Source organism: Rhizobium sp. RU36D, assembly GCF_900176345.1.
Classification (GTDB): Bacteria; Pseudomonadota; Alphaproteobacteria; order Rhizobiales; family Rhizobiaceae; genus Allorhizobium.
The window spans coordinates 282473-299722 of the sequence record NZ_FWXU01000006.1; the positions used below are offsets into that span (position 1 = coordinate 282473).

14 protein-coding genes are annotated in these 17250 nt (G+C 60.8%); 11 read left to right on the forward strand and 3 right to left on the reverse strand.

Annotated elements, in window-relative coordinates; translation table 11 throughout:
• Positions 1-156 precede the first annotated feature (156 nt).
• The 4 genes from B9A97_RS10390 to B9A97_RS10405 all read left to right on the forward strand — a co-directional run bounded on the left by B9A97_RS10390 (position 157) and on the right by B9A97_RS10405 (position 2616).
• On the forward strand, positions 157-894 hold the full coding sequence (locus tag B9A97_RS10390; RefSeq protein WP_244564176.1) for a ComF family protein: 738 nt from the start codon (positions 157-159) through the stop codon (positions 892-894).
• Positions 895-1064: 170 nt separating this feature from the next.
• Complete coding sequence (grxC, locus tag B9A97_RS10395; RefSeq protein WP_084365250.1) at positions 1065-1322, forward strand: glutaredoxin 3; 258 nt, start codon at positions 1065-1067, stop codon at positions 1320-1322.
• 11 nt (positions 1323-1333) lie between these two features.
• Positions 1334-2191, forward strand: coding sequence for a carbon-nitrogen hydrolase family protein (locus tag B9A97_RS10400; RefSeq protein ID WP_084365251.1), 858 nt, complete (start codon positions 1334-1336; stop codon positions 2189-2191).
• Complete coding sequence (locus B9A97_RS10405) at positions 2188-2616, forward strand: DUF1178 family protein (RefSeq protein ID WP_084365252.1); 429 nt, start codon at positions 2188-2190, stop codon at positions 2614-2616. The genes B9A97_RS10400 and B9A97_RS10405 overlap by 4 nt, the downstream gene beginning before the upstream one ends.
• A gap of 9 nt (positions 2617-2625) precedes the next feature.
• On the opposite strand, the gene B9A97_RS10410 is transcribed toward B9A97_RS10405, so the two are convergent.
• A complete protein-coding gene (locus B9A97_RS10410) occupies positions 2626-3177 on the reverse strand; it encodes a DUF924 family protein (RefSeq protein ID WP_084365253.1) in 552 nt (183 codons plus the stop codon).
• Positions 3177-3938 (reverse strand): bifunctional 2-polyprenyl-6-hydroxyphenol methylase/3-demethylubiquinol 3-O-methyltransferase UbiG, encoded by a 762-nt coding sequence (gene ubiG / locus B9A97_RS10415; protein ID WP_084365254.1) that lies wholly within the window; start codon positions 3936-3938, stop codon positions 3177-3179. Before ubiG ends, B9A97_RS10410 begins: the two co-directional genes overlap by 1 nt.
• Positions 3939-4140: 202 nt before the next feature.
• On the opposite strand from ubiG, the gene B9A97_RS10420 reads away from it, so the two are divergent.
• From B9A97_RS10420 to clpB, 7 genes are all read left to right on the forward strand, one after another.
• Positions 4141-4758, forward strand: coding sequence for an SH3 domain-containing protein (locus B9A97_RS10420; protein ID WP_084365255.1), 618 nt, complete (start codon positions 4141-4143; stop codon positions 4756-4758).
• A gap of 231 nt (positions 4759-4989) precedes the next feature.
• Positions 4990-6264, forward strand: coding sequence for an aspartate kinase (locus B9A97_RS10425; RefSeq protein ID WP_084365256.1), 1275 nt, complete (start codon positions 4990-4992; stop codon positions 6262-6264).
• 89 nt (positions 6265-6353) lie between these two features.
• Positions 6354-8621 (forward strand): phosphoenolpyruvate--protein phosphotransferase, encoded by a 2268-nt coding sequence (gene ptsP, locus B9A97_RS10430; RefSeq protein WP_084365257.1) that lies wholly within the window; start codon positions 6354-6356, stop codon positions 8619-8621.
• Positions 8622-8643: 22 nt separating this feature from the next.
• A complete protein-coding gene (gene prfA, locus B9A97_RS10435) occupies positions 8644-9723 on the forward strand; it encodes a peptide chain release factor 1 (RefSeq protein ID WP_084365258.1) in 1080 nt (359 codons plus the stop codon).
• Complete coding sequence (gene prmC, locus B9A97_RS10440) at positions 9720-10598, forward strand: peptide chain release factor N(5)-glutamine methyltransferase (RefSeq protein WP_084365259.1); 879 nt, start codon at positions 9720-9722, stop codon at positions 10596-10598. The genes prfA and prmC overlap by 4 nt, the downstream gene beginning before the upstream one ends.
• A gap of 326 nt (positions 10599-10924) precedes the next feature.
• Positions 10925-11731 carry a DUF4167 domain-containing protein gene (locus B9A97_RS10445; RefSeq protein WP_084365260.1) on the forward strand — a complete coding sequence of 269 codons (807 nt, stop codon included), beginning with the start codon at positions 10925-10927 and terminating at the stop codon, positions 11729-11731.
• A 225-nt stretch (positions 11732-11956) separates the two neighbouring features.
• Positions 11957-14560 (forward strand): ATP-dependent chaperone ClpB, encoded by a 2604-nt coding sequence (clpB, locus tag B9A97_RS10450; protein WP_084365261.1) that lies wholly within the window; start codon positions 11957-11959, stop codon positions 14558-14560.
• A gap of 331 nt (positions 14561-14891) precedes the next feature.
• On the opposite strand, the gene B9A97_RS10465 is transcribed toward clpB, so the two are convergent.
• The gene (locus B9A97_RS10465; protein ID WP_084365262.1) at positions 14892-16829 is read right to left on the reverse strand and encodes a M23 family metallopeptidase; all 1938 of its coding nucleotides are present in this window, start codon (positions 16827-16829) and stop codon (positions 14892-14894) included.
• Positions 16830-17250: the final 421 nt, after the last annotated feature.

Genomic DNA, 17250 nt, shown 5'->3' on the forward strand with positions numbered 1-17250 from the left:
GCCAAATGGGGCGACGAATCTCCGCCGACAAGACCGCTATAGCCGGTTGATTAAAGGTCGGATCGACCGGAAAGCGGAATCCGCATTGCCCTATGGCAAAGGCACCCTGACGCCTTTATTGTCAATGGCATGAACCAGCATTTGGCCGGCAGTGTTATGGGTTTCGGCTTGCGCGGCCTGGCCGGTGCGGGTCGGCTGCTGCGCGACCTGGTCTATCCGCCCGCCTGCGCGGCCTGCGGTATCGGCACCCATAAGAGTGGCGGCCTCTGTTCGGCCTGCTGGGGCAGCGTGGAGTTCATCGAGCGCCCCTATTGCGAAGTGCTCGGACTGCCGTTCTCCCATGATCTCGGGCCGGGCATCCTCTCGCCGGAGGCCATAGCGAACCCGCCGGAGTTTGATCGGCTGCGCTCGGTGGCGCGCCATGAGGGCATCGCGCGCGATCTCGTGCATGCGCTGAAGTATCGCGATCGTCTGGACCTGGCGCCGATGATGGCCACCTGGATGATGCGGGCCGGCGGCGAGGCGCTGCGTGAGAGCGATGTGGTGATGCCGGTGCCTCTGCATCGATGGCGCCTGTTGTCGCGCAAGTTCAACCAATCGGCCGAATTGGCCCGTCATCTGGCACGCCTTGCGGGCAAGCCCTATCTGCCGGCGACGCTGCTGCGTCGCAAGCGCACCCACCAGCAGGTCGGTCTGAGCGCAACGGCGCGTCAGGAGAATGTGCGCGGGGCTTTCGCCATCGCGGAGGGCCGGGAGGCGGACGTGTTTGGCAGGCGCGTCGTGCTGGTCGACGATGTCTACACAACAGGCGCCACCGTCGCCGCGGCCACCCGCGTTCTCAAGCGTGCGGGAGCGTCGGAAGTGACAGTTTTAACCTTTGCAAGGGCATTGTAGGTGCCTATATGACAGAGATAGCGTTGCGTCCGTCCGGGCGTGCGAAGGTGATCTAGCTTATTGATGGAGCATGGGGATACCCGAAGGCCGTTGTGCGCCTTTCGGCCGCGTGCTCTCGGGTCTGGCTGCCGGCCGCGGGCCGGTATGGTCGATAGGAATGGAACAGGCGAATGGCATCCGTAACCATCTATACACGACAGTTTTGCGGCTATTGCGCACGCGCCAAGGCGCTGCTTGACGACAAAGGCGTGGCCTATGTGGAACATGATGCCACTGGAAATGCAGAGCTACGCCAGGAGATGATCGGCAAGGCCAATGGCCGGACGACGTTCCCGCAGATATTCATCAACGATACCCATGTCGGGGGCTGCGACGACCTCGTGGCGCTTGATCGCGCCGGCAAGCTCGACCCGATGCTGGCGAACTGAGGGATACTGTCATGACGTTCAAGGCTGCCGCCATTCAAATGTGTTCCGGCGTGGATCCGGAGAAGAACGCTTCGGATTTGTCGAGGCTGGTGCGTGAGGCGGCCGGCCAGGGCGCCGTCTATGTGCAGTCGCCGGAAATGACCGGCGCCGTGCAGAAGGACCGCAAGGGTCTGATGGCGGTTCTGAAATATGAGCGCGACGATATCATCGTCAAGACCGCGTCGGAACTTGCGCTCAGCCTCGGTATCCACGTCCATGTGGGATCGACCGCCATTGCGTTGCCGGATGGCAAGATTGCCAATCGTGGCTTCCTGTTTGGTCCCGATGGCGGCAAGATCTGCAGCTACGACAAGATCCACATGTTCGATGTGGACCTGGATAACGGAGAAAGCTGGCGCGAAAGCTCTGTTTATCGTCCAGGCTCCGAGGCGCGCGTGGTCGATCTGCCCTTCGCCAAGCTGGGTTTTGCCATCTGCTATGACGTCCGCTTCCCGTCGCTGTTCCGCACCGAGGCCATGGCCGGTGCCGAAGTGCTGACCGTGCCGGCGGCATTTACCCGCCAGACCGGCGAAGCGCATTGGGAAATCCTGCTGCGCGCCCGCGCCATCGAAAATGGCGCGTTCCTGATTGCCGCGGCCCAGGCTGGTCTGCACGAAGACGGTCGGGAAACCTTCGGTCACTCGATGATCATCGATCCCTGGGGCAAGGTCATGGCATCTGCCGGTGGCAGTGGCGAGGCTGTGGTGCTGGCAGAGATCGATCGGTCTGCCGTTGCCGCTGCCCGCGGCAAGATACCGAATCTCAAGAACGGCCGCGACTTTAACCTCGACATGGTGCCGGCCCTTGCCAAAGGGGGTGTCACGGTTTGATCCGCTACGCGCTTTCCTGCGAAAACAGTCACGAGTTTGAAGGCTGGTTTGCCGAAAGTGCCGATTTCGACCGGCAAAAGGGGCTTGGCCTTCTCACTTGTCCCGTCTGCGGTTCGGAGTCGGTCTCCAAGCTTCTGATGGCGCCATCGGTTGCGACCTCACGCAAGAAAGAGGCGACCCATGCGCTTGCGGTGGACGAGGCGCAGAAGGCGAGCTTCGTAAAGCTCAAGGAGGCAGTCGCCGCGATCCGAGCGAACAGCGAGGATGTCGGCGAACGCTTCCCGGAGGAGGCTCGCAAGATCCATTATGGTGAAGCCGATGCTCGCGGCATCGTCGGCCAGGCCTCGCCGACCGAGGCCAAGGCCTTGATCGAGGAGGGCATCGCCATCGCACCGCTTCCGGTGCTGCCTGACGATGTCAATTGACGGTCTGGCTCAGCCCTTGAAGCCGTCGGCGTCCAGATAGGCCTGTTCCTCAGGGGTCGTATCACGGCCCAGTGCATCATTGCGATGGGGGAAGCGACCGAACCGCTCGATGATGTCGCGGTGAACAACCGCCCATTTCAGCGTTTCCTCGTCCCCAGTTTCATCGCGATGGAACTCGAACAGACGCACGCATTTATGCTGGTCTTCGATATCTTCCGAATGCTCGAACGGAAGGTAGAAGAAGGGACGCAGGATCGGCTCGACCTGCCGATCGTGACCCTTGGCCAGCGCTCGCCGCGCAATGGCGCGCGCCAGCCCGTCCGTGGCATAGGAATGGGCGCTGCCGCGATAAAGGTTTCGGGGAAACTGGTCGAGCAACAACAGCAGAGCCAGCGAACCCTCGGGCGTTTCCTCCCAGGTCGATAGCTCCCGCTTGCAGGCATCGATATGAAGATCGGCGTATTTTTCCGCAATCTGTCGGTCGAGTTCCGCATTGGCGGAGAACCAGGCCTCGGGGCCGTGGCTCAGCCAGAAGTCGATGATCTCCTGAGGCGCGGCCATCAGGCGAGATCCGTTGCAGCAGGTCGCCGCGACAAGATCATATAGTTCACATCCGTATCCGGCGACAGGTTCCATTGGTTCTGGAGCGGATTGAAGAACACGCCGATGCGCTCCTCCACCGTCATGCCACTGGCGGCGAGTGGCGCTTCCAACTCCTGCGGACGGACGAGCTTTTCATATTGATGCGTGCCTTTCGGCAGCCACCGCAACACATATTCCGCGCCGATGATGGCGAGCGCCGCCGCCTTGAAGGTGCGGTTGATGGTAGAGATCAGCATCAGCCCGCCAGGGCGGACCATGGACGCACAGGTGGAAATGAAGAAATCGACATCGGCGACGTGTTCAACGACTTCCATGTTCAAGACGACATCGAAGGTCTCGCCATCCGCGGCCAGGCTCTCGGCGGTAACGGCGCGATAATCCACTGTCACGCCCGACTGGGCCGCATGGGTGCGGGCAATGCCGATATTCCGCTCCGAGGCGTCGGCGCCCAGGACATCAGCCCCCATGCGCGCCACCGGTTCCGAGAGCAAGCCGCCGCCGCAACCGATGTCGAGGACGCGCAAGCCCGCCAGGGGATTGTGTGACTTCGGATCGCGGCCGTAGTTGGCCGAGACCTTGTCGCGGATGTAGGAGAGCCTGACCGGATTGATCTTGTGTAGCGGGCGGAATTTTCCCGTGGGATCCCACCACTCCGCGGCCATTGCGGAAAAGCGGTCCACTTCCGTCTGGTCGATCGTCGTGCGTGCGGCGTCGCTCATGCGGTCATCTCCTAAAAACCCACCTGCTATTCAAGTCGGACGATAAGGCCCGGTTGTCAAGCGCGCACGCCGTCGCAGCCATGTTGGCCGCCTCTCGGTATTTCGATGCGGCCAGGGAGCCAAGACGCAGATGAATGCGTTGTTCACAAGCGGTTCACGCGGGAAACGCTATATCCCAGCCCGTAAGTCCAGGAGAAGTTTGATGTTACCATTCAGAATTTCAGCACTAGCGGCGGTGGCTGTCGCGGCATTGCCATTGGTGGCCAATGCCGCGCCGGCCGTATCCACCGCAAACGTCAACCTGCGATCGGGACCCAGCACAAGCTATCCTCCGGTGCTCGTCGTTCCCGCGGGCAGCCGGTTGGAAATCTTCGGATGCATGCAGAGCGCGAACTGGTGCGACGTGTCGTATCGTGGGTATCGTGGCTGGATGTCGGGTAGCTATTTGCAGGCCACCTACTCCCAGCGACGCGTCTATGTCGATCCGCAGTATTACCGCCCGCTGGGCATTCCAAGCGTGACCTTCAGCGTCGGGACTTATTGGGATCGCCATTATCGCAACCGCGATTTCTACAGGGATCGTGATCGCTGGGGTCAGGACGATCGTCGTCCGCCGCCGCCCCGCTATGACCGCCGGGACGATTTTCGCGCCGATGAGCGCCGCCGGGACGATGACCGCCGGGGCGACTGGCGTCGTGATTCCGATCGATCGGGCGGATTTGATCGCCGACAGGACAGTGGCGTCGCGCCTGGTTCCGGAGATCGGCGGATTGATCGAGGCCCCCCGCCATGCATGTTCAATCCGGGCGGCTGCAACTGATCGCCTGAGATCTGCCAGTTCGTTAACGGCCGGGATGCGTTCCGGCCGTTTTCTTTGCGCGCATTTCCGCCTGATCAGTTTTCCCAGTCCGTAGGTCAATTCGCGCGATCCCCAGCCATTGAACATCCGTTGTATTTTGGATAAGAGACCGCAACTTCGTTGCCGGCATGCCCGGTTGCGCGTCTCCCCTTGCGGCGTCATCCTGACCCCGCAGTTGCATCGGTAAGGCCCATGGCTCGCATCGTCATGAAATTCGGCGGAACCTCCGTCGCCAATCTCGAACGCATCTATAATGTCGCCCGTCATGTGAAACGTGAAGTGAATGCCGGGCACGAAGTGGCCGTGGTTGTTTCCGCCATGTCCGGCAAGACCAATGAGCTGGTGGACTGGGTGCAGAATATGCCGAAGGTCACCGGCGCCAGCTCTCCCTTTTATGACGCGCGAGAATATGACGCCGTTGTTGCCTCCGGCGAGCAGGTCACGGCCGGTCTGCTGGCGATTGCGCTGCAGTCGATGGATATTAATGCGCGCTCCTGGCAGGGCTGGCAGATCGCCATCCAGACAGACAATGCCCATGGAGCAGCGCGCATTCAGGAAATCGATGGTTCCGAGATCATCCGGCGCATGGGCGAAGGACAGGTTGCTGTCATCGCCGGCTTCCAGGGCATCGGGCCTGACAATCGCATTGCCACGCTCGGCCGCGGCGGCTCGGATACCTCGGCAGTGGCGATTGCAGCAGCGGTCAAGGCGGATCGCTGCGACATCTATACGGATGTCGACGGTGTCTACACCACGGACCCGCGCGTCGAACCAAAGGCGCGCCGTCTGAAGAAGGTCGCCTTCGAGGAGATGCTGGAAATGGCATCGCTCGGCGCCAAGGTTCTGCAGGTTCGCTCGGTCGAACTTGCCATGGTACACAAGGTGCGCACCTTCGTTCGCTCCAGTTTCGAAGACCCCGATGCGCCTGGCATGGGGGACCTCTTGAATCCGCCAGGTACGTTGATTTGCGATGAGGATGAGATCGTGGAACAGGAAGTCGTAACGGGCATTGCCTTTGCCAAGGATGAAGCGCAGGTCTCGCTGCGCCGGCTCGCGGACCGCCCGGGCGTTTCGGCCGCGATCTTCGGGCCGCTGGCGGAATCCCATATCAATGTCGATATGATCGTGCAGAACATCTCGGAAGACGGTACTCGCACCGACATGACCTTCACGGTCCCCTCCGGCGATGCCGCCAAGGCGCTGAAGGTGCTCGAGGACAACAAGGACAAGATCGGCTACGACGTCGTCCAGAGCGAATCGGGGCTGGTCAAGGTGTCTGTCATCGGCATCGGCATGCGCAGCCACGCGGGCGTTGCCGCGACAGCCTTCAAGGCACTTGCCGAAAAAGGCATCAACATCAAGGCAATCACCACCTCGGAAATCAAGATTTCCATCCTTATCGACGGTCCCTATGCGGAGCTGGCGGTTAGGACTTTGCATTCGTGCTACGGTCTCGATAAGAATTGAACTGAAAGCAGGAAGAGGGCCTGCTTCGTGGTCCATGGCCACGGGGGACAAACTCCTGCCGATACTCGAATTCGGGGAGCACCAGCGCGATGAGAGATCTGTCAGCCGGTCCGCGTGTCCTGCTCAAGCGGCTGCGCGAACTCATGGCGGAGCCGCTGGAGCCCCAGGAGCGGTTGGACCGCATCGTCCGGCAGATCGCCAGCAACATGGTAGCCGAGGTGTGCTCGGTCTACGTTTTGCGCTCGGATGGCGTGCTGGAGCTTTACGCCACCGAAGGTCTCAACAAGGATGCCGTGCATCTGGCCCAGTTGAAGATGGGCCAGGGCCTTGTCGGCACCATTGCCGCCTCGGCGCAATCGCTCAATCTTTCCGACGCTCAGGCGCATCCCGCCTTCCGCTATCTCCCTGAAACGGGTGAAGAAATCTATCACTCCTTCCTCGGCGTTCCGATTTTGCGGGCCGGTCGCAGTTTGGGCGTTCTTGTCGTTCAGAACAAGGCGCAGCGAAACTACCGGGAGGACGAGCTTGAAGCGCTCGAAACGACCGCCATGGTGCTGGCGGAAATGATCGCGACCGGCGAACTCAAGAAAATTACCCGCCCTGGCCTGGAACTCGACCTGACACGCGCCGTCACCATCGAGGGTGACAGCTATAGCGAAGGGATAGGGCTGGGCTATGTGGTGCTGCATGAGCCGCGCATCGTTGTCACAAACCTCCTGAACGAGGATACCGAGACCGAAATCCGGCGTCTGGCCGAAGCGCTGGGCTCTCTGCGCATCTCGATCGACGACATGCTGTCGCGTCGCGAAATATCCATGGAGGGTGAGCACCGGGATGTGCTCGAGACCTACCGCATGTTTGCCCATGACCAGGGCTGGGTGCGGCGCATGGAAGAGGCGATCCACAACGGCCTGACCGCAGAAGCCGCCGTGGAAAAGGTGCAGAGCGACACCAAGGCGCGGATGATTCGCCTGACGGACCCCTATCTGCGCGAACGGATGCATGATTTTGACGATCTCGCGAATCGCCTGCTGCGTCAGCTGACCGGCTTTTCTCCGAGCAGCAGCACCGAGGGCTTTCCGTCCGATGCCGTGATCTTCGCCCGCGCCATGGGTGCTGCCGAACTTCTGGACTATCCCCGCGCCAATGTTCGCGGGTTGGTGCTGGAAGAAGGCGCTGTAACCAGCCATGTGGTGATCGTCGCGCGGGCCATGGGTATTGCCGTTGTCGGCCAGGCCGCGGGCGCCGTGGCACTGGCGGAAAATGGCGATGCCGTCATCATCGATGGTGACGACGGCAAGGTGCATATCCGCCCGATGGCCGACCTGCAGAAGGCTTATGAAGAAAAGGTGCGGCTGCGGGCCCGCCGGCAGGAACAGTTCAAGGCGCTGCGCGATGTCGAGCCCGTCACTAGGGATGGCAAGCATATCAATCTGCAGATGAATGCCGGCCTCTTGGTCGATCTGCCGCAGCTGACGGAATCGGGCGCATCAGGCATCGGCCTTTTCCGCACCGAGCTGCAGTTCATGATCGCTTCGACCATGCCCAAGGCCGAGGAGCAGGAAAGCTTCTACCGTAGTGTGCTGAAGCAGGCGGCCGGCCGCCCGGTCACGTTCCGCACGCTCGATATCGGTGGCGACAAGGTTCTCTCCTATTTCCGCGGCCAGGACGAGGAAAACCCGGCCTTGGGATGGCGTGCCATCCGGCTATCGCTCGACCGGCCGGGCCTGCTGCGCACCCAGCTTCGTGCGCTTTTGAAGGCGGCTGCCGGCGCAGAGCTGAAGATGATGCTGCCGATGGTGACGGAAGTCGGCGAGATCAGGGCCGTGCGCGACCTGATGCAAAAAGAGGTCCAGCATCTCTCGAAATTCGGCCATCAACTGCCCAAGCGCTTGAGCTTCGGTGCGATGCTCGAAGTCCCGGCTCTGCTGTGGCAGCTCGACGAGTTGATGGAGGAGGTGGACTTCGTCTCCGTCGGCTCCAACGATCTTTTCCAGTTCTCGATGGCCGTGGATCGCGGAAATGCCCGCGTTTCCGATCGCTTCGATGTGCTGGGGCGTCCCTTCCTGCGGATCCTGCGCGATATCGTGCGCGCGGCCGATCGCAACATGACCCCGGTCACCCTTTGCGGCGAGATTGCCGGCAAGCCGCTCTCGGCGATGGCCTTGCTCGGGATCGGCTTCCGCTCCATTTCCATGTCGCCGACGGCCATCGGGCCTATCAAGGCCATGCTGCTTGGGCTTGACGTCGACCGGCTTGCGCAAGAACTGAATGACGCACTGGACGATCACAAGTCGCCAGAACCGGTGCGGGCGCTGCTGACGCGGTTTGCCGAAGACAACAACATTCCTCTTTAGACATTGTAGTGCGGGGTAAAGGGTGGCGAAGCTTCCTGTGGAGAAAATGCGCGAACTCGAACGCCGGTTTGGCGAGATTGAGGCGCGCATGTCTGCCGGCCCGGCCGCTGACGTCTATGTCAAACTGGCCTCCGAATATGCGGAACTGCAGCCTGTGGTTCGCAAGATCCGCGAATACGAGGCCGCAGTGAGCGAGCTGGCCGGTCTGCGGGCGCTTCTGGGCGACAAATCCACGGATCGCGAGATGCGCGAACTGGCAGAAATGGAACTGCCTGATGTCGAGGCCCGTATCGGCGGCCTCGAAAACGACATGCAGATTCTGCTGTTGCCCAAGGATGCGGCGGATGAGAAGAGCGCCATCCTGGAAATCCGTGCGGGTACCGGCGGATCCGAGGCGGCGCTGTTCGCCGGCGACCTGTTTCGCATGTATGAGCGCTTTGCCAGCACCAAGGGCTGGAAGGTGGAGGTGCTCTCGTCCAGCGAGGGTGAAGCCGGGGGCTACAAGGAAATCATCGCGACCGTTACCGGGCGCGGCGTCTTCTCCAAGCTGAAGTTCGAATCGGGCGTGCACCGCGTTCAGCGTGTGCCGGATACTGAAACGCAGGGACGCATCCACACATCCGCGGCGACCGTAGCCGTGTTGCCGGAAGCGGAAGACATCGACATCGAAATTCGCCCGGAAGACATCCGCATCGACACGATGCGGTCGTCGGGAGCCGGTGGCCAGCACGTCAACACGACCGACTCGGCGGTGCGGATCACGCATTTGCCGACAGGAATCGTCGTGACGTCTTCAGAGAAATCGCAGCATCAGAACCGCGCCAAGGCAATGCAGGTATTGCGCTCTCGGCTGTTCGATATGGAGCGGCAACGGGCCGAGAGCGAGCGATCTGCGGATCGCAAAAGCCAGGTCGGCTCTGGCGATCGGTCCGAGCGCATCAGGACTTACAACTTTCCGCAGGGCCGGGTGACCGACCATCGCATCAACCTGACGCTCTACAAGCTGGACAAGATGATCGAGGGTGATATCGATGAGATGGTCGATGCCCTGATCGCCGACTATCAGGCTGGCCAATTGGCGCAACTTGGCGCGAATCCATGACGTTCGAGGCGCGTAGTGTCGCCGAATGGGTCAAGGCGGCGCGACAGGCTTTTGCCGCGGCTGGCATTGATGATCCGCCGACCGATGCGCGTGTGCTGGTGGCCGGAGTGCTCGGCCTTTCCCCCACTGATATGATCCTGCAGGGTGATCGCGTCCCGGATGGGACACAGGCAGAAAGACTGGCTGCATCCATTGAGCGCCGGTGCAATCGTGAGCCGGTCCATCGTATCCTCGGCCGCAGGGAGTTCTATGGAATGGACCTAGCGGTTTCGGCCGGTACGTTGGAGCCGCGTCCGGATACTGAGATTCTGGTGGATCGCGCCTTGCCCATCATTGAGGACATCGTGAAGGCCAGGGGCGCCGCGCGGGTGCTGGATATTGGCACGGGAACCGGCGCAATCGCGCTCGCCATCCTGAAACACTGCCCTGAGGTTTTGGTGGTGGGGTCGGATATCTCACCCGATGCCCTTGCAACGGCGCAGTCCAACGCCAATATGCATGATGTCGCGGATCGCTTCACGCCTCTGGAGAGCCACTGGTTCGATGCCGTCACGGGCACATTTGACGTGATCCTGTCAAATCCTCCGTATATAAGGACTGGGGTGATCGAGGAACTATCCCCCGAGGTTCGTCTCTTCGATCCAATGGCCGCCCTTGATGGTGGCGCGGATGGTCTTGACGCCTATCGCGCAATTGCCGGCAAGGCGGGTGATCATCTGGCTGAGGACGGATGGATCGGTCTTGAGATCGGCTTCGACCAAAGAGTGGATGTTACCAATATTTTCACCGGCGCGGGCTTTACATTGGTCGACAAGGCCAGTGATTATGGTGGTCAGGACCGGGTCCTGATGTTCCGCCGCGCGGCGGAGCGATAATGTTGCAGATGCTCACGATTTTAACTGCAGTAAAGAAAAGGCTTGGTTTTAAAGTAGAAGCGGGATAGGTTGCGCCACGCATCGGGCAGCGGGGAACGATCCTAGAGATTCGTTCGGGTCTGGATCGGTTTCGAATTCCGCTCTCAATACGAGAGTTTCGCGGCGCGACAAATCCTGATGCGTGATCAGTAAACTTTAACATTCACCAGCGGCAAGTGAAGCAATGGCGCAGTATGCCCGCGGCACGCGAAGGCTTGGTTCGGCTTGATGCCTAACCACCAGCCGTTTTCCAATCCAGCAAACAAGAGAATTCAGGTGATCCATCGATGAGGCCAGGACAGCAGAACAAGCGGGGTCGGGGGCGCAATAACAACAATGGCGGCGGCGGCGGTGGCGGAAATTTCAACCGCAAGGGCGCCAATCCGCTGACCCGGACCTACGACAGTTCCGGCCCTGACGTGAAGATTCGCGGTACTGCGCAGCATATCGCAGAGAAATACAGTGCACTGGCCCGTGATGCCCAGAGTTCCGGCGACCGCGTGATGGCGGAAAACTATCTCCAGCACGCCGAGCACTATAACCGCATCATTGCCGCCGCGCAGGCGCAGATGCAGGACCGCTTCCAGCGTGACGACCGCGAAGAGCGAAATGACTTCAGCGATCGGGATTACAACGACCGCGACGACGATATGGATGGTGCCGACGAGGTTCATTCGAACCACCAGCCCAGCCCGCAGCCGGCACCTGCTCCGGTTCAGGCAGCGAATAATCCAGTCCGCGAGCCGCGCCCTCAAAGGGAGCCGCGTGAGCCCCGCGAGCCGAGGGAACATCGTGAGCCACGGGAGCCCAGAGTGGCGCAAGAGCAGCGCCCGGCGCCTGTAATTGCCGGTACCGGTCCGCAGCCCGTGATCGAAGATGTTCCGGTTGCCGCTGCTGTTGCTGCTCCTGAGAGCACTGAAGAGCAGCCGGCCGAGCGCCAGCCGCGTCGCCGTAATGCCACACCACGTCCGCGTCGCCAACCGCGTCGCGCCGCGGGCTCTGCCGAGGCAGGCGAAGATGGCGCCAAGGGCGGTGACGGCGATGGCGATCAGGCACCCGCGGAAGCCGCGGTCCTGGCCACCGTCTCGGAATAATAGAGCCGCAACTTCCATTGCGCGACGATCTCCAGAACTCCGGCTCCGGCCGGAGTTTTTTCGTTTAAATGCCTCTTTAAACGGCAAAAAATTCACACCATATCTGCCTTGAAGGGACGACTTACCGCTTTGCGCGGAGGTGTCGTCCAGGGCCCGCCTCATGGGGGCCTTTCCTCAACCGCCGCTCTGTGCCGAAGCGGGCAGGGCGGTTCATGGAGATAGGCGATGAACATCGAAAAATATTCCGAGCGGGTGCGCGGCTTTCTGCAGTCGGCCCAAACCTATGCATTATCGGAGAATCACCAGCAGTTTGCGGCCGAGCATGTGCTGAAGGTCCTGCTTGACGACGACCAGGGCATGGCGTCCTCGCTGATTTCCCGGGCGGGCGGCGATGCGCGCGAGGCGCGGATCGCCAATGACGCGGCACTTGCCAAGCTGCCCAAGGTGAGTGGCGGCAATGGACAGGTCTATCTGTCCCAGCCGCTCGCAAAGGTCTTTTCGACGGCAGAAGATGCGGCCAAGAAGGCGGGCGATAGCTTCGTCACCGTCGAGCGCCTGTTGCTGGCGCTTGCGATCGAGACGTCCGCCTCGACCGCCCAGACCCTGAAGAAGGCGGGCGTCACGGCCAACGCCCTGAACCAGGTGATCAATGATATCCGCAAGGGTCGCACCGCAGATGGCGCCAATGCCGAGGCCGGTTTCGACGCATTGAAGAAATATGCACGCGATCTGACGGCTGAGGCCCGTGACGGCAGGTTGGACCCTGTTATTGGCCGGGACGACGAGATCCGCCGGACAATCCAGGTCCTGTCGCGCCGCACCAAGAACAATCCTGTCCTGATCGGTGAGCCGGGTGTCGGCAAGACGGCGATTGCCGAGGGTCTGGCCCTGCGCATCATCAATGGCGACGTTCCGGAAAGCCTGAAAGAGAAGAAGCTGATGGCGCTCGACATGGGCGCGCTGATCGCAGGTGCTAAGTATCGCGGCGAATTCGAAGAGCGGCTGAAGGCCGTGCTCAACGAGGTGCAGTCGGAAAACGGCGAGATCATCCTGTTCATTGATGAGATGCACACGCTTGTCGGTGCCGGCAAGGCAGACGGCGCGATGGATGCTTCCAACCTGCTGAAGCCGGCCTTGGCGCGCGGGGAACTGCATTGCGTTGGTGCCACCACGCTCGACGAATATCGCAAGCACGTGGAAAAGGATCCGGCACTTGCCCGCCGCTTCCAGCCTGTCGTTGTTGACGAGCCGACGGTCGAAGACACCGTATCCATTCTGCGTGGGCTGAAGGAGAAGTACGAGCAGCACCACAAGGTGCGGATTTCAGACTCGGCGATCGTTGCCGCCGCAACCCTGTCGAATCGCTATATCACCGACCGTTTCCTGCCGGACAAGGCGATCGACCTGATGGACGAGGCGGCCTCGCGGTTGCGCATGCAGGTGGACTCCAAGCCGGAAGAACTCGATGAACTGGATCGTAAGATCATCCAGCTCAAGATCGAGCGCGAAGCCTTGAAGAAGGAGACCGACGTGTCATCCGCTGATCGGCTGAAGCGGCTGGAGGCTGATCTTGCGTCTTTCGAGGAGCAGGCTGACGCGCTGACCGCGCGCTGGCAGGCGGAAAAGCAGAAGCTGGGTCTGGCTGCCGACCTGAAACGGCAGTTGGACGAGGCACGCAACGATCTGGCGATTGCCCAGCGAAAAGGTGAGTTCCAGCGTGCGGGCGAACTGGCCTATGGCAAGATCCCGGAGCTTGAAAAGCAGCTTCAGGCTGCCGAAGCGCAGGATGGAAGTGGCCGTGACTCCATGGTTCAGGAGGTCGTGACCCCGGACAACATCGCCCATATCGTTTCCCGCTGGACCGGTATTCCGGTCGACAAGATGCTGGAAGGCGAGCGGGAAAAGCTGTTGCGGATGGAGGACGAACTGGCCAAGTCCGTCGTCGGGCAGGGCGATGCGGTTCAGGCTGTTTCGCGCGCGGTTCGCCGTGCACGTGCCGGGCTGCAGGATCCCAACCGGCCGATCGGCTCGTTCATCTTCCTGGGGCCCACCGGCGTCGGCAAGACCGAGCTGACCAAGTCTCTGGCCCGGTTCCTGTTTGACGACGAGACCGCCATCGTGCGCATGGATATGTCGGAATACATGGAGAAACACTCCGTGGCCCGGCTGATCGGTGCCCCTCCCGGCTATGTCGGCTATGAGGATGGCGGTGCTCTGACGGAAGCCGTGCGCCGCAAGCCCTATCAGGTCGTGCTGTTCGACGAGATCGAGAAGGCGCATCCCGATGTCTTCAACGTGCTGCTCCAGGTTCTGGACGACGGACGCCTGACCGACGGACAGGGCCGGACGGTCGACTTCAAGAACACGATCATCATCATGACGTCGAACCTGGGTGCGGAATATCTGACGGCCCTTGGTGAGAACGAAGACAGCGATAGCGTGCGCAATCAGGTGATGGATGTGGTGAAGAGCGCGTTCCGTCCCGAATTCCTCAACCGTGTCGATGAAATTATCCTGTTCCATCGGTTGCGGCGCCAGGAAATGGGCACGATCGTCGATATCCAGTTGAAGCGGCTGATGTCTCTTCTGAGCGAGCGCAAGATCGCCATCACGCTGCATGCCGATGCGCGAAGCTGGCTGGCCGACAAGGGATACGATCCGGTCTACGGCGCGCGTCCCTTGAAGCGGGTGATCCAGAAGTTCGTCCAGGATCCGCTTGCCGAGCAGATCCTGTCGGGCGCCATTCCCGATGGGTCTGTCGTGGATGTCTCGGCGGGTTCGGATCGGCTGTTGTTTTCGACCGCATCCAGTGTCGAAAAGGCGGCTTAAACGTTAGATCGTCGACAAATGGCAATGGCGGCTCTCGGGCCGCCATTTTTCGTTCCGGCCATTAGAGCCTTTCAGGGTTAACTAGAAGCGTTCTGCCGGAGCAGGTTTTCGTCAGGGCAGAGGCGATTGGCGACGGGCATACCCAGGGTACGTCCGAGCTGATCGCCTCTGATCCTGGCGGAAAGATGCCCGGCCCTTCGGGCTGGCTGAAACGGGCCGCCTGGTCGACCGACCGGCTTGGACGTAGAGCCTGGCTACGACGCGCGCCGGTTGGTCGACCATCCGACTCCGTTTGAGCCAGCAGAACGCTTCTATTTAACCCTGAAAGGCTCTAACGGCTGGCAACCTCGTTTGGCTGGCGCGGGTTGCCCAGAAGCGCATCGATGCGGTCGCGCTCTGCCATGAAGCTGGCAAGTGCCGGTCCCTCCAGAGATTTGCCACCGGGCAAGCGAACCTTCATGGCATCGACCTTGGTGCCGTTGATGATCAGCTCATAATGTAAGTGGGACCCTGTGGAGGATCCCGTCGATCCGACAAAGCCGATGACCTGGCCCTGGGTGATCCGCGCGCCCTCGCGCACGCCCTTGGCGATTGCGCTCTGGTGATTGTAGGACGTGACATAGCCATTGGCATGCCGGATCAATGTCTGGTTACCGTAGCCCGACTCCCAACCCGCTGATATGACGACCCCATTGCCCGAGGCGATAATCGGTGTGCCGCGCGGTGCGGCCCAGTCCGTGCCGGTATGCATGCGCGAATAGCCGAGAATCGGATGGCGACGCATGCCGAAGCCGGAGGTCAGGCGTCCGTTGGGTACGGGATTGCGCAACAGGAACTGGCGGATGCTCTTGCCGTTTTCGTCGAAGTAATCGACCGAATTGTCCGAGGGGTCCTGGAAGCGATAGAAAGTCGTGATGGTGTCGCCGAAGCGTGCCCTGACATAAAGAAGTTCTGATTCTTCCGTGGCCTGGCCGCTTTCGTCCTCCACGGAGAAAAAGGCTTCCAGCGTATCCGTCGGTTTCAACTGCGCCTGGAAATCCACATTGCTGGCGAGAAGCTTGATGACCAGGGCGGTCATCTCCTTGCTCATGCCATAAGAGAGCGCAGCCCTGTAGATTCCGTCATAGACTCTGGGCAGGTCGCGGCCGGTGACAACCTGGTTGCTGTTGCCGTCGAAAGCGCTCGCGACCGCATCAAGCATAGCGGGCGCTTCTCCCGGAACCAGACGCCCGGAGTCATTGATGGCCATGGTCACCAGATGCTTGGTACCGCGATAGATCGAAATCCTGACAATCCGCACTTCCTCACCGCGCTGGATCATGCCGACGCGAATAACGTCGCCTTCTTCCACTTCCTCAGTGCCCAATTGCGGCGCGAGCACACGGCTGGAATCCTCGGCTTCGGCCGATGGATAGCCCGCACCCTTCATGGCTGCCGCGATGGTCTGGCTGCGGCGAACGGGAATGATGTCGTCCGCATATTCAGGCGTCTGCGGCGTTAGCGGCTGCAGCACCGAGACACTCATGTTCTGTTCAAGCACGCGCGCGGCAAGACCGGATCCCAGGCCTATGTTTTCGTCGTCATCCGCAAATCTGCGGGGGTCGACATAGGACAGAGCCGCCAGTTGCGTATCGCCATCGGTCAAAACCGATCCGTTGGAGCGGACATTCTCCTCCACTTCCTCCAGCGTCATGTTGCCGGCGAATGGTACCGATGCGCTGGCGACAGGAAAATCTGTCGTCTTGAGGCTGACTTCGGATTCAACTTCAGAACCGTAGATCGTTGCGGCACGGTTTGCCGCTGCCGAACGCTCGTCGGCCGAGAAGATCTTCAGCGGATCAAACGCTGGATAATCCTCGGGCGCGGCATTGTTGGCGGCCAGCATCATCTTCACATGCGAGAATGGCTGGCGACGAACCACATCCTTGTCGCCTTCGCGCAAGACCGTGGAGACTTCCATAATGCTGCGATCGGCGGGCTTGGCCGCGATGATCGGCGCGACAAGCCGCCCGCCCCTTGTAGTCTTCTCGACATCCTTGGGTTCGGCGCTTGCCGTTGCATAGGCTTCCGCCGGGATGGCAAGCTGTTGTCGACCATCAAGGGCCGCAAACAATGCCACGCCCATCAGAACGCTTGACGTAATACCTGTCAGGAAGGTGCCGGAAAGCCAGCGCAGAGAAATTTCACGGCGATCGGGTGCGCGATGCCCGTCAGCCATGATGGGCGGCTCGCTACCAAGGGAACGCACCATGTTCCGGTCAGTCAGCATGCGATGTCTACCCGCAATACCAAGATATCGATCCCGTCATTTCCGTTGCGATACATCTGCATGTTTGGCGGAGATGTGTCAAACATCGCCCACTGCCGAAGCTGGAGCCCTCTATAAAGGGGCTACGAAACCGGTAGACCTCTCAAATGTGATTTTCCGATGGCATCCGTGTGTCCACGGGCTGGCCCCACGGCATCATTGGCCCGGTTTATAGGGGGTGTTGCGTCACTTGAGCGATCCCCAATCGAAATCCTCTCACCTTTCCAATCACTTGTATCTTTCTCGGGAAATTTTAGAAATGAGAGTTGACTGTAAAAAGGTGTGTGTCTATAAGTCCGCTCACTGACGAGGGCGGCGGCGCTGCTGGCGACGATGACCTTCGTTCTAGAGAAAACCTCTTCGAGTTGGCTGAGACGCTGAT

Excerpts from the sequence above, each read along its gene's own strand:
- B9A97_RS10390 (WP_244564176.1), top strand. The coding sequence starts at position 157 with ATGGGTTTCGGCTTGCGCGGCCTGGCCGGTGCGGGTCGGCTGCTGCGC.
- grxC (WP_084365250.1), top strand. The coding sequence starts at position 1,065 with ATGGCATCCGTAACCATCTATACACGACAGTTTTGCGGCTATTGCGCA.
- B9A97_RS10400 (WP_084365251.1), top strand. The coding sequence starts at position 1,334 with ATGACGTTCAAGGCTGCCGCCATTCAAATGTGTTCCGGCGTGGATCCG.
- B9A97_RS10410 (WP_084365253.1), bottom strand. The coding sequence starts at position 3,177 with ATGGCCGCGCCTCAGGAGATCATCGACTTCTGGCTGAGCCACGGCCCC.
- ubiG (WP_084365254.1), bottom strand. The coding sequence starts at position 3,938 with ATGAGCGACGCCGCACGCACGACGATCGACCAGACGGAAGTGGACCGC.
- B9A97_RS10420 (WP_084365255.1), top strand. The coding sequence starts at position 4,141 with ATGTTACCATTCAGAATTTCAGCACTAGCGGCGGTGGCTGTCGCGGCA.
- B9A97_RS10425 (WP_084365256.1), top strand. The coding sequence starts at position 4,990 with ATGGCTCGCATCGTCATGAAATTCGGCGGAACCTCCGTCGCCAATCTC.
- ptsP (WP_084365257.1), top strand. The coding sequence starts at position 6,354 with ATGAGAGATCTGTCAGCCGGTCCGCGTGTCCTGCTCAAGCGGCTGCGC.
- prmC (WP_084365259.1), top strand. The coding sequence starts at position 9,720 with ATGACGTTCGAGGCGCGTAGTGTCGCCGAATGGGTCAAGGCGGCGCGA.
- B9A97_RS10445 (WP_084365260.1), top strand. The coding sequence starts at position 10,925 with ATGAGGCCAGGACAGCAGAACAAGCGGGGTCGGGGGCGCAATAACAAC.
- clpB (WP_084365261.1), top strand. The coding sequence starts at position 11,957 with ATGAACATCGAAAAATATTCCGAGCGGGTGCGCGGCTTTCTGCAGTCG.
- B9A97_RS10465 (WP_084365262.1), bottom strand. The coding sequence starts at position 16,829 with ATGCTGACTGACCGGAACATGGTGCGTTCCCTTGGTAGCGAGCCGCCC.